We start from the raw sequence: 13,854 nt of genomic DNA, 5'->3' as shown, positions 1-13,854 counted from the left end.
TAAAACAGCTATCCCCGCAAAAGCGGGGATCATCCTTATACTGGTTTAGAGCTCACTACAAGACAGAATAATTCTCATTTTACTGAGAATTACATCTCCTATTTAATGGCTTTACCAGAATACCTTTTAATAACAAGAATATTGTTAGGTTTCTTGTGTCAACATTTGTAAGCGAATATCTGCAATCGCCTTCATTGGATTGAGTCCTTTCGGGCAGACACTGGTACAATTCATAATGCTCCGGCAACGAAACACACTGAACGGATCTTGCAATTTATCCAAACGATGTGCAGTTGCTGTATCACGACTGTCTGCTAAAAATCGCCTTGCCTGTAATAATCCAGCAGGACCAACATATTTTTCTGGGTTCCACCAGTATGAGGGGCATGCACTGGTACAACATGCACATAAAATACACTCATACAATCCATCAAGTAATGAGCGCTCTTCGGGAGATTGCAACCGTTCTTGAGCAGGCGCTACCTCATCATTTTGTAAATAAGGCTCTATACGCTCATATTGTTGATAAAATTGGGTCATATCAACAGCTAAATCACGGATTACTGGAAATCCAGGTAAAGGGCGGATAACTATTTTATCTGTCTTCAATTGAGATATATGAGTAATACAGGCTAAACCATTAGTCCCATTAATATTCATGCCATCCGACCCACACACCCCTTCGCGACAGGAACGCCTATAGGTTATGGACGGATCCTGCTCTGCTTTCAAACGCTCAAGTAATGTGAGCAACATGGGATCACTTTTAGCAGGAATCTCCAATTCATAATCTTTCATATAAGGCTTAGCATCCACCTCAGGATTATAGCGATATATTGATAGGGTCAATTTTCTACTATCTGCCATGTAATCTATCCTCTTTAGTAAACGCGTTCTTTCGGCGCCAAAGGCTCGACATGTTTAGGTGATGTATTAACCGGTCGAAAATCAATCTTCTCACCTTCCTCAAAATATAGCGTATGTTTAATCCAGTTTTCATCATCACGTTTTGGATAATCTTCACGACTATGGGCACCACGGCTTTCCGTGCGGACAATCGCAGACTGCGCTGTAGCATATGCAGTGGCCATTAAATTATCCAGCTCTAAGGCACTTACCCGCTCTGTATTAAATATCTTGCTTTTATCTTCCAATTTGGCATGAGCCAAACGCTCGCGCAAAGCCTGAAGACGCTTTAAACCGGAAGCCATTACTTCTCCAGTACGGAATACACCAAAGTCTTCTTGCATGACACGTTGCATTTCATCATGAATTACAGCAGGACTTTCACCCTCTGTTGAATCATTCCAGCGGTTATACCGCTGTAACGATGGAGCAATGTCTTCATCACTGATGTACGCCATCTCAGGTAATTGATTTGATTGCCATAGTTCTTCAACATGCAATCCTGCAGCACGACCAAAAACAACTAAGTCCAGTAACGAATTGCCGCCTAAGCGGTTTGCACCATGGACAGAAACACAAGCACACTCTCCTACTGCATACAATCCTTCTACGATATGTTCATTACCATTGGTTTTGGTAAGTACTTGGCCATACATGTTCGTTGGTATTCCCCCCATGCTGTAGTGGCAGGTAGGAACTACAGGAATCGGCTCCACAATTGGATCAACTCCTGCGAATTTCATAGATAATTCACGAATTCCTGGCAAACGCGACATAATAAGATCGGCCCCCAGGTGATCCAGTTTTAATTTAACGTGATCGACCCCTTTAGGATCAAAACCCTTACCTGCGCGTATTTCAAGAGCCATAGAACGGGCAACCACATCTCGAGAAGCTAAATCTTTAACTCGCGGTGCATAACGCTCCATAAAACGTTCACCGTCTTTATTAATCAAGTAACCACCTTCACCACGACATCCTTCGGTGACCAACACACCAGCTCCAGCAATACCCGTAGGATGAAATTGCCACATTTCCATATCTTGCAAAGGAATGCCTGCCCTTAGTGCCATACCAAAACCATCGCCCGTATTAATAAATGCGTTGGTTGTAGATTGGTAAATACGACCGGCGCCACCAGTAGCCAAGATACAAACTCTTGACTGAAAAAATACTATCTCGCCAGTCTCAATGCACATTGCAGTAACACCCGATATGTGGCCATGAGCATTTTTAACAAGATCAAGAGCATACCATTCACTAAATACATGTGTTTTGGCTTTTAAATTTTGTTGATACAGCGTATGCAATAAAGCATGTCCTGTTCTATCTGCCGCGGCACAAGTGCGTGCTGCCTGTTCTCCCCCAAAATTTTTGGATTGGCCACCAAACTGACGTTGATAGATTTTACCATTATCCATGCGTGAAAAAGGCAAGCCCATATGCTCTAGTTCATATACAGCTTCTGGACCCGTTTTACAGAGGTACTCAATTGAATCCTGATCACCAATATAATCAGCGCCCTTCACCGTATCATACATATGCCAGCGCCAATCATCTTCATGGGCATTTCCTAACGCACAAGTAATACCACCTTGGGCAGATACTGTATGTGAGCGAGTTGGAAATACTTTGGATAAGAGTGCGACTTTTAATCCAGAATTTGCCATCTGCAGCGCAGCACGCATTCCGGCTCCACCTGCTCCAATTATTACTGCATCAAATTTGTTACGTGCAATTGCCATGCTACTGCCCCCAAAGGATCATTAAGCCCCAAATAAATTGACTAAGGAGCCATAAAACGACTAACATTTGTACTGATAAACGCAAAGCAGTACATTTCATATAATCTGTAGTCACAGTCCAAATACCTATCCATGCATGCAATGAAAGCGCAAACAAGGCAATAAGTGATGCAATCCGAACTATGGTATTAGAAAAAAGAGCATGCCATTGTGCGAAGCCCAACTCAGGATGTGATAATAAAAAACCAATTATGAAAAAAGAATAAACAGCAAAATAAACCGCTGTAACTCGCTGAATCAACCAATCCTTTAACCCATTACCTGTTAAGCTGGTGACATTATTTACCATATCCAGAATCCTAGAAAAATTGACAAAATAATGGCAAGAATAATGACTATAACAGCAGAACGCCGACCAGCATCAAGATGCTCACCAAACCCCATATCCATCACAAGATGCCTAATCCCTGCAAGCAAATGATAGATCATCGCAGCCCCAAATGCCCATACCACCACTTTATAAACAGGATGGGACAATAAGTCTTTTACCTGTATAAAGGCTTCTTCCGATTGCATTGATTGGCCAAAAATATACAACATTATGGGTAACAGTAAAAATAAAACCACCCCTGAAATCCTATGTAAGATAGATGCTATAGCCATAGGGGGAAATTTTAAACTACCCAGATCCAGATTAACGGGTCTTTTTTTGTTCACTGTGAGTTTCTTCCTTAATTAGAAAAAGTTAATTAAATAAAGCACAAATGCGAAGTATAGCACTCTGTTTTTATCGCGCAAGGTTAAGACGCTATGGAATGCAAGCAAAAGTAAACTTTGATTCACTGTAATAGAACTTACGCATGGACAACCTGAGATTTTTTTGGTTTGTAATAAAGTTTCGCATAACGCCTAAGAATAAATTTTCCTGAATGTCATACTTATTTTCACTGTGACTTTAGTCTCAGCACTACGAATAGAATGCATACAAAAATCAAGAGATATGTATTGAGATGCATCGAGACTATTTATATAATTTCTAGGTTAAGTGAGTGCTCCTTATCTTTGTACTCTGAAGAAAGCGTCTCTTTCAATTCTAAATAATCCTTCTTATCATTGTTAATGACCGTAATTAACTCTTTAAGATGTCTGTTGCTCAATTTATCAGTATCTAAACTTTCTATGTTTGAAACATCTTGTATCAACTTTCGGGCAATACCTAAATTTATTTGTGTCTGCCCTTTGTTAAAAAAGAGTTTTAATCCTCCTCGAAAAGGTAATTTATTCTCTAGCCAAGACTCTCTAACAGAAATATATTTTTCAATTGCTTTTTTAGCTGCTGCTTCCTGAGTAAAACCTGCTGCATGTAGCGATTGATAATAATCAATGAAACGATTTTTAAAAGAAGTTATTCCTTTTTCTTGGAGTAACGGATTTTTAGAGAAAATATGACTAATTTCCAAAAACTTATCCTTTATTCTCTGATGACCTCGCCAAATTAGAACTTTATCTTCAGCCGGACTATAAGCAAGGTTATAACTTGTTGTACTCGAAGGAACTTGAATAATATTTATATCATGTTGGACGTTCATTTGAGTTAATTTATTTTTTAATCGCTCTATTTCAGTTGAATCATCAAAAGAAATAGAGCCTCTAAACATTTTAATATCTACTTTATCCCCCGGCTTTAATGACTTTATTGCCTCATAATAAGCTTTATCAGATGGTTCGGGGTTTCCACTATACTGATCGAGCCAAAGTACATAGCCATTCTCGTGTTGGTATTCTCCTGGACATGTAATTCGTTTAGGATTTAAATGCACCATGAAGGTCTCATTTCGTCCTTCTGAATTTGTTATTTTAATCAATGCAACATTACAATGATAAACTTCTGGTGCTACTGCCACTGTTTTGCCAATAATTTGTTTTGACCTATTAGTGCCAACGCGAGAAACTAAATCTGTTTCTTGGGCTCTTTCAGCTGCTTTATGCAACGTGGTTTTTGAAGAACTGGAGGTTAAAAGTTGAAAAACCTCACTACTAAGTAACCAAGATACTATCGGATCGCTAACTAAAATATGATGCTCTATGTCAGTTAATTTTTTTATTTTATCCTGATAAAGGGGAAATTTTATTGCTATATCCAGCCATTTATCATCGAGAATATCAATTTTTTTACTTCTTTTAAATATAAAAGTAATTTAAGGGCATTTTGTATATCACTTGGTTCAAAAACAAGTCCGGAGTTAAATAAGTCCCGAGTTCTTTGTTGTATTTCATTGGGCATTAATTTAATGATGAGGTCAATTATTTTAAAGTACTTACAAAATCGCGTATCGCTTCATATTTAACTAAATCACGCATAAATTTACTCTAGGGGAAATTCTTACATTTAATTATAGTTTAAATTATTTTGGTTAGGTCAGTGCTTCGATTCATGGAAAAATAACTTGCAGCACATGACAATATGAATTGCTAACTGACCTGGATACAATGATCAATGAACAAGAACAGATGTTTTTTATTTAACTTATTGTATAATTAACGCGCTTTGATTTTTATAGGTTAATCTTCCATGACAGAAATTGAATTTAATTCACAAGAAGTAAGACTGGTCGACCTAGCATCCAGAGGTCTTTTTCGAACTGTAAACAGCCTATCTGTGAGCAAAATTCGACCTGAAGCAATTGACAAAGCAATAGAAACAGCAATAGTTGCAGCATCTCAAGTTCCAGAAGAAGCGGCTGAAAAACGATGGAAGATTGTCATCATGTTATGCAGCTTAAAATTAAAGGATCATCAACCAAGTCAAAAAATTGTGGAGCGCGCGTTAGAGCAAGCAGCAATGAGCGCAGCTAAAACTGATAATTGGGAATTTTTTATCGCACTCACAAACTTAACTGCCCCAGCACGTAAACCAAGTCAGGAAGCTATAGACAGAATATTGGTAAATGCAGGATTAGCAGCAACTAAAACAAATAATTGGGATTTTGTGCTCGCTCTTTTAGGCTTAACTAGCCTAACACGGCAACCAAATCAAATCGCGGTGGACAGAGTGTTCGAGCTTGCAACAGTAATAGCACTTCAAACCAAGAATTGGAACTCGGTTATCGCTCTTGCACGTTTAGCTGCTCCAGCACTCCATCCCACTAAAAGAGCAATCAATGCAAGTTTAGAACTTGCACTATTAAGAATGATACGATATGAACGTCATGGTGATATAGGGTCCTCTTCTAAGGTATGTGAGGCAATTAAAACCATTATAAGCATAAAACCGCCGGCAAATGTACCCGATAAAGAGCTGGTGGATAAAGCATTAAATATCCTACAGAAACGAACCGATAAACACTTCATCCTGTCAGCCCAATATGGAGAATGGGAACAGGTTTTGAATTATTTCATTCAAGACCAATGGGGTAAACCCTCTCAGAAGGCAATGAATTGGGCATTAACTTATACATTAACAGCAACAGTAGGGGAAAATGCTCAAGGGAACGTTTTTAAGGCACTTTGCAGCTTTATGGAACCTGACAAAAGAACTGCTGGGAATTTACTGCTCGTTGCGGCCAGAACAGGACGCATTGAGGTTGTCCAGCTGCTTTGCAATTTAGATGAGCAGAATAAACCTTCTCTCTCTTTCATTAAAAATGCGTTACAAATTGCACAGTACGCCGGGAATCATGAAATTGCCAGTTATCTCTCCTACGAAATAATGCATCAGCATCACTTGGAACACGATCCTTTAGCCCTGACAAAAACACTACTTACAGACTACTGTGATCATCATACCACTATGAGTCATTTATTTAATACCCAGTTAAAGCAGGTAAAAACAATTCTTGCTACAGTAAAACGAGCAGACAAAGAAACAGAAGAAGATGTGAGGAATAAAACAGCAAGTGAGGCGGTGAATCAATTAAAGGCAATGAGAGGAGTTGATAAGAAATTAAAGGTTTGCATTGATTACATTGATGAGCATTGCCGTAAAAAAGAAGAAACTCCTTCAATTAAGGCAGCACTTTAATACCATTTGAAAATTGGAAAACTTCAGCTCAGGAAATTCGAGATAAAAAATTCCTACCTTTTAGGACCTGAGCTAGAACCTTTATGCAGCTGTCTAAATGTATCACGTGGGGATTCAGCAGGATACCCATACTTATCCGCATTTTGTTTAACAATCTGTAAATAACGCTCACCCCATGCCCCTGGATCAAAGTTAGTTACTACAACGTTATAAGGCAAATTGATAATTGATTCAAAAGCTTTTCTTTGAGGAAGCAAATGTCCGCCGAACGCTACTTGTACTTCCGTTTCTTTATCAATGCCTCCTTCTTTTAAACGCTCAACGAGTATATAAATCATTTTTTCTATGGTCATATAGAGCTTATACATGGACATGCCAGCAGAGAGCATCTCTTCACTTTTAGAAGTAGACAATTTTGATCCTGCATCAAGAATAGGATATACAAATTCAAACTCATTTGTTCCGGGAATAAGTTCAGGTTTGAGAATTATGGCAGGGGAAATAATATCTATAGTCGGAGCTACAATATAAAGCTCAAAATCGGCCCAATGCCACCAAATTTGATAAACCCGTTCTACTAAAGTTACAGGATCATTTAAATCCTCTTCCATTTGCAATTTACGAAAATCGATGCTGCTCTCGTTATCTAAAAGTTCGAAGTTTTCTTCAGCATCAGGAAAATCTGTGTTTTCTTCAGTAATAGGAATATCTGATTCATCAGCCATTTGTATACCGCATTTATCAAAACTATATGATTATTATATTAGCCCAAATTTGGTGAATGAGCACGAAAGTTAAAATAACTTAAGTAAAAAACCCGTAAAAAAATGTAACTCGAGAGTGCAATAAATTACAAAAGATATTGATAATATTCAGGGGAGTTAGAGCGGCACTTAAAACATGTGCTTTGACAATTTGCCTTTTCCTGACACTTACGTATTACGCCCTTACCTATCCATAAATCAAGCATAGGTTGTAATGCTGGGAGATCCAAGCGAAACTCTCGAGTCAATTGTTGCGTGCTTACTATACCTTCACGACAAATGTAATTACGTATTTGCAACAACATGATTTCTCCTTGTGCTGCGTTTGATGTATTGACGCAACCCTATAGCAAAAAATAAAATGAAGAAAAATATGATAATTCCGAGAACATTTTGTTCCGAATTCTGCATCCATTTAGCCACTTGATAAAATGAAACGGCTGCGATATAGGCAACAACAAAAGACCAAACTACAGAAATCCACATATATCTTCTATTTGCCTCTTGACGAATTACCGCCATGGTAGAGACACAGGGAATATAAAGTAGAACAAATAACAGATACGCATACGCCCCTATTTTTCCATCAAACCGCTGTGCCATAATTCCATATACTGACTGAGAGACTGGATTATCTGCTGCACTAGCTAATACAGGATTTAACAAAGCAGAACCGAGTTGCGCTAAATTCTGCGGAATAGACCAAAGGGCCGCCTTCATACCTGCTACAAAATCAAAATGCGCAGTGGCAATTTCACCCACATGACCTATCTGTGCATAGAGTGAATTTAGCGTACCAACCACTACCTCTTTGGCTAACATACCTGTTAACAAACCTACTGTCGCAGGCCAGTTATCTTGATGAATTCCCATAGGCGCAAATAGAGGAGTAATCCATTGTCCCATTAAAGACAATAATGATTGAGTACTGGCTTCACCTGAATTAATTCCACCATTCAAAGTAATGGCATTTAAACCGCCTAAAATAACACAAATTGGCACAATTAATTTACCTGCCCGTACTATAAAAAAACGCAGTCGCATAAAAGTTTCTTTAAATAATCGCTTGAGTGCCGGTTTATGATAAGCAGGAAGCTCCAAAATTAATGGAGAGGCATTCCCTTTTAACATGGATTTACGCAAGATAAATCCTGTTAATACAGCCATCAAAATTCCGATAAGATATAAAGAAAACACGACGTTTTGTCCACCGGAAGGAAAAAATGCAGCGACAAATACAGCGTAAATGGCTAGACGTGCACTACATGACATAAAAGGACTCATCATTACTGTTAATAACCGATCACGTTCTGAATCTAAGGTGCGCGCTGCCATAATCGCAGGAACGTTGCAGCCAAAACCAACAATCATCGGCACAAAAGACTTGCCAGGTAAACCCATTACCCGCATTGCTTTATCAACAACAAAAGCTGCTCTTGCCATATATCCAGATGTTTCCAGCAAAGACAGGAAAAAGAACATCGCAGCAATGACAGGGATAAACGTTAACGTGGTATTAATTCCTTTACCCACACCATTTGCTAATAAAGCAATCAACCAATTGGGAGCATGAATTTGTTGTAATAACCAGGCAGTGCCTTGTACGAATAGAGTATCAGTACTGATGTCAAAAAAATCTTGAAACGCACCACCTACATTAATTGCAAATAAAAACATTAAATACATCATGGCAAAAAATATAGGGAGGGCAAAAAAACGATGCAACATAATCTTATCGAGTTTTGCAGTAAAATGTTCACTAGCATCACTGTGTTTTTTCTGTACAACCATAACCAGGTTATGTATTTCCTGATATCGAGCATCAGCCAACACGATATCAAGACTGGATTCCTCTTCGTTCAATAAAATCAAACCCTTAGCAACCTCCTTGCCGAATAACAATCCATCTCCCTCAGCAAGTCTGCGTGCATAATAATAAGCAAGCGATTGGCTATAACCTTCATGAATTAATGTATTTTCCAAGGTTATTAATGTCTGTTGTACGGATTTAGATACAGGCAATGCCCAAGGAATAATCGTCTGTGGCATCCGCGTCAGTTCTTGCACCAGCTGGGGAATACCTATCTTTTTATGTGCCTGGATCGGAATAACAGGGCAACCTAATTGTTGTGACAAAGCATTTGGATCTATGGATATACCCCGTTGCTGGGCAATGTCCATCATATTGAGTGCGAGTAATACCGGTTTGCCTAACTCCAGGATTTGAGTGGTCAAATACAAATGCCGTTCGAGATGGCAGGCATCGATCACATTAATGATGCAATCTGCCTGCATAGTAGCAATAGACTGGGCAGCGATTTGTTCATCCTGACTGATACCATCCGCATTAGCTACTAGAGAATAAACTCCTGGCAAATCAGTCACTTCAAATCGGTGCTGGCCTACAAGAAACGCTCCCGTTTTTTTTTCAACCGTAACACCTGGCCAGTTGCCTATGCGCTGATTCTCACCAGTTAATGCATTAAATAATGTAGTTTTACCACAATTTGGGTTACCGACTAACAACACATGAGTCATACACGCTCCAAAATCAATTGGCTCGCCTCTTCCTTGCGCAACGTTAAAGCAGTTCCTCTGACTTCGATTTGTATAGGACATCCTAAAGGAGCAATTCGAACGACTAAGAGTTCTGTACCACAAGTTACACCTAAAGATAAAAGTCTACGCCTGTACTGCATATCGGTTGCGCCAAAACTGGTTAACCGTACTCGATCACCTTGTACTAACTCTGTAATTTTTATCATGTCCTAACAGCAACGCGTGAAATAATCTAATTTTAGCATAAATGAAATCGAGAATCATTCTCAAATGAGAAAAAAAATATACATTTACTTTAGGGCTGTTTACATTTCGCTAGCTTGAGTCAAAATGGCCGGATTTTTGAGTACCAAAGCGCAGCATACATGAAGTATATGCGCATCGGAGCGCAGAAAATTAGGGCAGTTTGGCCAAGATAGTAGAAATGTAAACAGGCCCTAATCTGATTCATTCGTAGTCTGGGTAAAAATAAAGCCAAAATCCAAATACTTCATCTCACGTCGACTAAGAATTATCTGCAATGAATGCCTGAAGCTCTCTTTTGGGATGGCGTGCTAAATAATCCACTGATTGCATTTCCAATAAGCGACTTAAGGTACGCTTAAAGGTTTCTTTCATTTCACCCTCGGTATACAACTCATCAACCGCTACCTCTGCGGAAATGATAATATTAATTCCACAATCGTACATCACATCAATAAAATGAATGAACATAATGGCTTGTAATGTATGATTGACTGTTAATACAGGGATGTTACTTAGAAAAATAGTATCAAACTTATCTGCAAGCTCTAAATAATCCAGTTGGCTACGCGGTAAATTACACAGAATATCAAAGGAAAACCAAATTACCTTTTCAGCGCGCTTAAGATAAGGAATTTCACGATTTTGTATCATAATAACTCCATTTTCCTTAAATTCATCTGCTAAAAGTGTGAATTGTTTTTTCATAGTTTGATCAGTATGCTCATTCAAAGGAAATAAATAAGCATCTAATAAAGGGGTTCGCCCAACACGATAATCCCTTTGCTCATTTAAATGCAGCACGTCACAATGAGTTTTAATTGCCGCAATAGCAGGTAAAAATCGTTTTCGATGAACGCCATCTCGATACAAATCATCTGGGGGTATATTTGAAGAAATTACCAAAATAACGCCATGCGCAGTCAACGCTTGCAATAATTCAGCTAAAATCATGGCATAAGCAACATCATGCACCATAAACTCATCAAAACAAAGTACTCGTATCGTTTTTGCTAATTCTTTAGCAATTTTATGAAGCGGATTTTTTTGTCCTTGCAATCGTCTTAACCGAGTGTCAACTTGTTGCATGAAATGATGGAAATGAAAACGTGCCTTCTTTTTTTCTTCAAGACAATCATAAAATAAATCAATTAAATATGTTTTTCCTACGCCAACAGGACCGTAAAGATATACGCCTTTGACCCGAGATTTAATGAATGGATAAAGCCAGGATGAATTCGATTTTTTGACGCTATCGGCAAGATGTTGCAAGCGCATCAATATGTCCCGTTGTAACGGATCATTATCAATTTCACCGCGATGAATTGCAGCTTCATATTGAGTCATCAAATTCATTATGAAAAAACCTGAGAATGGATATATTCTATTAGTATTGTTTTCAGCTCGATTAATTTTCCATGAAAGAAGTGACCTGTATTGGCAAAACGAATTACCGGTATTTCAGGTATGCTCTGGAAAGCAAAATCAAAAACTAAAGCCGAAGGAACTACTTCATCTTCATCGCCTTGTATCATAAGCCAGGGATAAGGTGCAGGATTAAACTCACGATAATCATAATGATGCACCGGAGGAGCAATCGTAATTAGAAATTGTGAATCTGACTGGGCTGCTGCACGATAAGCCACGTAAGAACCAAAAGAAAAACCAGCAAAAATGAGTTTTTTCTCAGGTTGCTCTTTTTGTAATTCACGAACTAAAACCAGCATGTCTTCGCTTTCACCAATCCCTGAGTCATAAACTCCTTCCGATTGGCCTACACCACGAAAATTAAAGCGTAACGAAGGAATACCTAATTCTTTAAAGGCACGTGCTAATGTAGTCACTACTTTATTGCTCATTGTACCCCCCTGTAAGGAGTGCGGGTGGCCCAAAAAGGCGATAAAAGCAGAATGATTTTGTTCTGGAACAGTTAGAACTGCTTCCAGTTTCCCAATTACTCCTTGCAAAAACAAAGCATGTTCCCCAGGGATAGCTAATTTTTCAGTAATTTGCATAAAAAACCTGTTGTCATAAAATACATTTGCACACGACTACTCTGAGCTTGCCACAGCAGTGGGCAACACAAAGCTTGAATGATAACTCAGAATTATAGATGAACAAAATGCATAAAATGGGCTAGAGGCTTGAAGCCCCCAGCTTATAAGTGATGATTATCCAATCTAGTTTTGCAGTGCAAGGGCACTGGTAGTGCTTTTCTCATTATTCAACGAATAATTCATTTTCTTCCTTAATAGCTCGCGAGCAGGTTGCTCAATGAAATAATGAAGCAGCGTAGCGACGACAATAGCAGCAGCTAAATCAAGGACAAGGGGTAAGTGAAAGGGATGTAAAATTACTTGCACCATAAGTGCAGATAAATAAAGAGCATAAGAAATTTTGCCCATGAAAAATGCTAATTTATTCCCAAAAAGCAGTTTGGACAGTCCTGAGTTATTGGAAAGGCCCATGATAATCAATGTGGCAGGAACTACTGTTTCCCATAATGTAGCACAGTAAAAACTCAGAATAAGAGATACGCCAACTAGAGTCAAAATATCATAAACGACGCTATTATTCACCCATTTTTTGAGCTTTTCTACCAGAAAATACACGATACATCCCCAGAGGAATGCCCAGAAAAATAGTACTAGAGAAATTCCATGAGAAAATGTAAATTGACGGCCTGGATTTAGAAATTGATGTGCTATTCCCCAATTTATAAGAGCATCATAAAAAGAATACCTTATCTGAGAGTAGATAATTGCCATAATGATTAACAATAACCACAAAGGAGCTTTAGCAAGTCTGCGGATGAATAGCGGAAAAAGCAGATAGCTGAAAAACTCGGTACTTACTGACCATGAAGGTTGATTCCACGAAAGAAATTCGGTGAATCCCCAGGCGTGGAGTAGTGTAAGGTTTAATATAAATGTTTTCCATGTATTACTTGGCTGAGCATCAATTCCCACCCAGACAAAAACACTATAAAGTATCAATGTCACTAAATGTAGTGGATATACGCGCGCGAAGCGGGCAAACATAAAACTACGGTATCCGATTGTTTTTTTTGCAAACTTGGAAGAATATACATAGGAAAGGATAAAACCAGAAAGCACAAAAAATATTGTAACGCCTGAGGCGCCATAACTGGCAAGTTTCATTGCAAAAGTATCGCCTTGCCCTCCCCCGGTTAGATGTAAGAAAAAAACCCAAAGTGCAGCATATCCACGAAGGCCGGTTAAGCCTTTTATTTCTGTTGAGTCAGAATTAGCAAAGAATTTCCTATTCAATAGTTCCATATTAATTCCTCACTTTTAACTATGAAGATTTTATTGACGCCTACACTTTGGCTTTATCTGGATAGCACTTGCCATAAATAAAAATTAAGAGTATTGGAAGGTCTGGATTAAGTCTCGATTTTCTGTAAGATTTCTGAAAAGATTTTCAAAAACAAAAATGGCTCAACAGATGCCTTCCTAACTGTACCTTTTTGCCAGCGGTTGAGCATACTATAAACCATAATAATATGATAGTTGAGATTGCCCCCTACGAGTCACTTATCGACTACTTCTCAACTACCTAAATTTACAATATGATAGTCATTGTGCGCTAGCTA

General features: G+C 38.5%; 13 protein-coding genes. 1 reads left to right on the top strand and 12 read right to left on the bottom strand.

The window, feature by feature from the left end; genetic code table 11:
- Positions 1-144: 144 nt before the first annotated feature.
- From DY223_RS01750 to DY223_RS01730, 5 genes are all read right to left on the bottom strand, one after another.
- Positions 145-867 (bottom strand): succinate dehydrogenase iron-sulfur subunit, encoded by a 723-nt coding sequence (locus DY223_RS01750; RefSeq protein ID WP_058458032.1) that lies wholly within the window; start codon positions 865-867, stop codon positions 145-147.
- A gap of 14 nt (positions 868-881) precedes the next feature.
- Complete coding sequence (gene sdhA, locus DY223_RS01745) at positions 882-2,651, bottom strand: succinate dehydrogenase flavoprotein subunit (RefSeq protein WP_058458031.1); 1,770 nt, start codon at positions 2,649-2,651, stop codon at positions 882-884.
- A gap of 1 nt (position 2,652) precedes the next feature.
- Positions 2,653-3,000, bottom strand: a complete 348-nt coding sequence (gene sdhD / locus DY223_RS01740) for a succinate dehydrogenase, hydrophobic membrane anchor protein (RefSeq protein ID WP_058458030.1) — start codon at positions 2,998-3,000, stop codon at positions 2,653-2,655.
- Positions 2,994-3,368 (bottom strand): succinate dehydrogenase, cytochrome b556 subunit, encoded by a 375-nt coding sequence (sdhC, locus tag DY223_RS01735; RefSeq protein ID WP_058458029.1) that lies wholly within the window; start codon positions 3,366-3,368, stop codon positions 2,994-2,996. Before sdhC ends, sdhD begins: the two co-directional genes overlap by 7 nt.
- A gap of 308 nt (positions 3,369-3,676) precedes the next feature.
- Positions 3,677-4,642 carry a hypothetical protein gene (locus tag DY223_RS01730; RefSeq protein ID WP_058458028.1) on the bottom strand — a complete coding sequence of 322 codons (966 nt, stop codon included), beginning with the start codon at positions 4,640-4,642 and terminating at the stop codon, positions 3,677-3,679.
- Between the two features lie 581 nt (positions 4,643-5,223).
- On the opposite strand from DY223_RS01730, the gene DY223_RS01725 reads away from it, so the two are divergent.
- On the top strand, positions 5,224-6,672 hold the full coding sequence (locus tag DY223_RS01725; protein ID WP_058458027.1) for an ankyrin repeat domain-containing protein: 1,449 nt from the start codon (positions 5,224-5,226) through the stop codon (positions 6,670-6,672).
- A gap of 53 nt (positions 6,673-6,725) precedes the next feature.
- On the opposite strand, the gene DY223_RS01720 is transcribed toward DY223_RS01725, so the two are convergent.
- From DY223_RS01720 to DY223_RS01690, 7 genes are all read right to left on the bottom strand, one after another.
- On the bottom strand, positions 6,726-7,397 hold the full coding sequence (locus tag DY223_RS01720) for a hypothetical protein (protein WP_058458026.1): 672 nt from the start codon (positions 7,395-7,397) through the stop codon (positions 6,726-6,728).
- Between the two features lie 125 nt (positions 7,398-7,522).
- The gene (locus DY223_RS01715) at positions 7,523-7,741 is read right to left on the bottom strand and encodes a FeoC-like transcriptional regulator (protein WP_058458025.1); all 219 of its coding nucleotides are present in this window, start codon (positions 7,739-7,741) and stop codon (positions 7,523-7,525) included.
- Positions 7,722-9,974, bottom strand: coding sequence for a Fe(2+) transporter permease subunit FeoB (gene feoB, locus DY223_RS01710; protein WP_058458024.1), 2,253 nt, complete (start codon positions 9,972-9,974; stop codon positions 7,722-7,724). The genes DY223_RS01715 and feoB overlap by 20 nt, the downstream gene beginning before the upstream one ends.
- Entirely contained in the window at positions 9,971-10,201 is a 231-nt protein-coding gene (locus DY223_RS01705; RefSeq protein WP_058458023.1) for a FeoA family protein, read from the bottom strand. Before DY223_RS01705 ends, feoB begins: the two co-directional genes overlap by 4 nt.
- Before the next feature lie 298 nt (positions 10,202-10,499).
- Positions 10,500-11,594, bottom strand: coding sequence for a cell division protein ZapE (gene zapE / locus DY223_RS01700; RefSeq protein ID WP_058458022.1), 1,095 nt, complete (start codon positions 11,592-11,594; stop codon positions 10,500-10,502).
- On the bottom strand, positions 11,594-12,253 hold the full coding sequence (locus tag DY223_RS01695) for an alpha/beta hydrolase (RefSeq protein ID WP_058458021.1): 660 nt from the start codon (positions 12,251-12,253) through the stop codon (positions 11,594-11,596). Before DY223_RS01695 ends, zapE begins: the two co-directional genes overlap by 1 nt.
- A gap of 165 nt (positions 12,254-12,418) precedes the next feature.
- Positions 12,419-13,537 carry an acyltransferase family protein gene (locus tag DY223_RS01690; RefSeq protein WP_058458020.1) on the bottom strand — a complete coding sequence of 373 codons (1,119 nt, stop codon included), beginning with the start codon at positions 13,535-13,537 and terminating at the stop codon, positions 12,419-12,421.
- Between the last annotated feature and the right edge of the window lie 317 nt (positions 13,538-13,854).

Source organism: Legionella bozemanae, assembly GCF_900450575.1.
Lineage (GTDB): Bacteria > Pseudomonadota > Gammaproteobacteria > Legionellales > Legionellaceae > Legionella > Legionella bozemanae.
The sequence above is the reverse complement of the archived record's forward strand: the minus strand, read 5'-3'. Positions and strand labels throughout refer to the sequence as shown.

Excerpts from the sequence above, each read along its gene's own strand:
- DY223_RS01750 (WP_058458032.1), bottom strand. The coding sequence starts at position 867 with ATGGCAGATAGTAGAAAATTGACCCTATCAATATATCGCTATAATCCT.
- sdhA (WP_058458031.1), bottom strand. The coding sequence starts at position 2,651 with ATGGCAATTGCACGTAACAAATTTGATGCAGTAATAATTGGAGCAGGT.
- sdhD (WP_058458030.1), bottom strand. The coding sequence starts at position 3,000 with ATGGTAAATAATGTCACCAGCTTAACAGGTAATGGGTTAAAGGATTGG.
- DY223_RS01725 (WP_058458027.1), top strand. The coding sequence starts at position 5,224 with ATGACAGAAATTGAATTTAATTCACAAGAAGTAAGACTGGTCGACCTA.
- DY223_RS01720 (WP_058458026.1), bottom strand. The coding sequence starts at position 7,397 with ATGGCTGATGAATCAGATATTCCTATTACTGAAGAAAACACAGATTTT.
- DY223_RS01715 (WP_058458025.1), bottom strand. The coding sequence starts at position 7,741 with ATGTTGTTGCAAATACGTAATTACATTTGTCGTGAAGGTATAGTAAGC.
- feoB (WP_058458024.1), bottom strand. The coding sequence starts at position 9,974 with ATGACTCATGTGTTGTTAGTCGGTAACCCAAATTGTGGTAAAACTACA.
- DY223_RS01705 (WP_058458023.1), bottom strand. The coding sequence starts at position 10,201 with ATGATAAAAATTACAGAGTTAGTACAAGGTGATCGAGTACGGTTAACC.
- zapE (WP_058458022.1), bottom strand. The coding sequence starts at position 11,594 with ATGAATTTGATGACTCAATATGAAGCTGCAATTCATCGCGGTGAAATT.
- DY223_RS01695 (WP_058458021.1), bottom strand. The coding sequence starts at position 12,253 with ATGCAAATTACTGAAAAATTAGCTATCCCTGGGGAACATGCTTTGTTT.
- DY223_RS01690 (WP_058458020.1), bottom strand. The coding sequence starts at position 13,537 with ATGGAACTATTGAATAGGAAATTCTTTGCTAATTCTGACTCAACAGAA.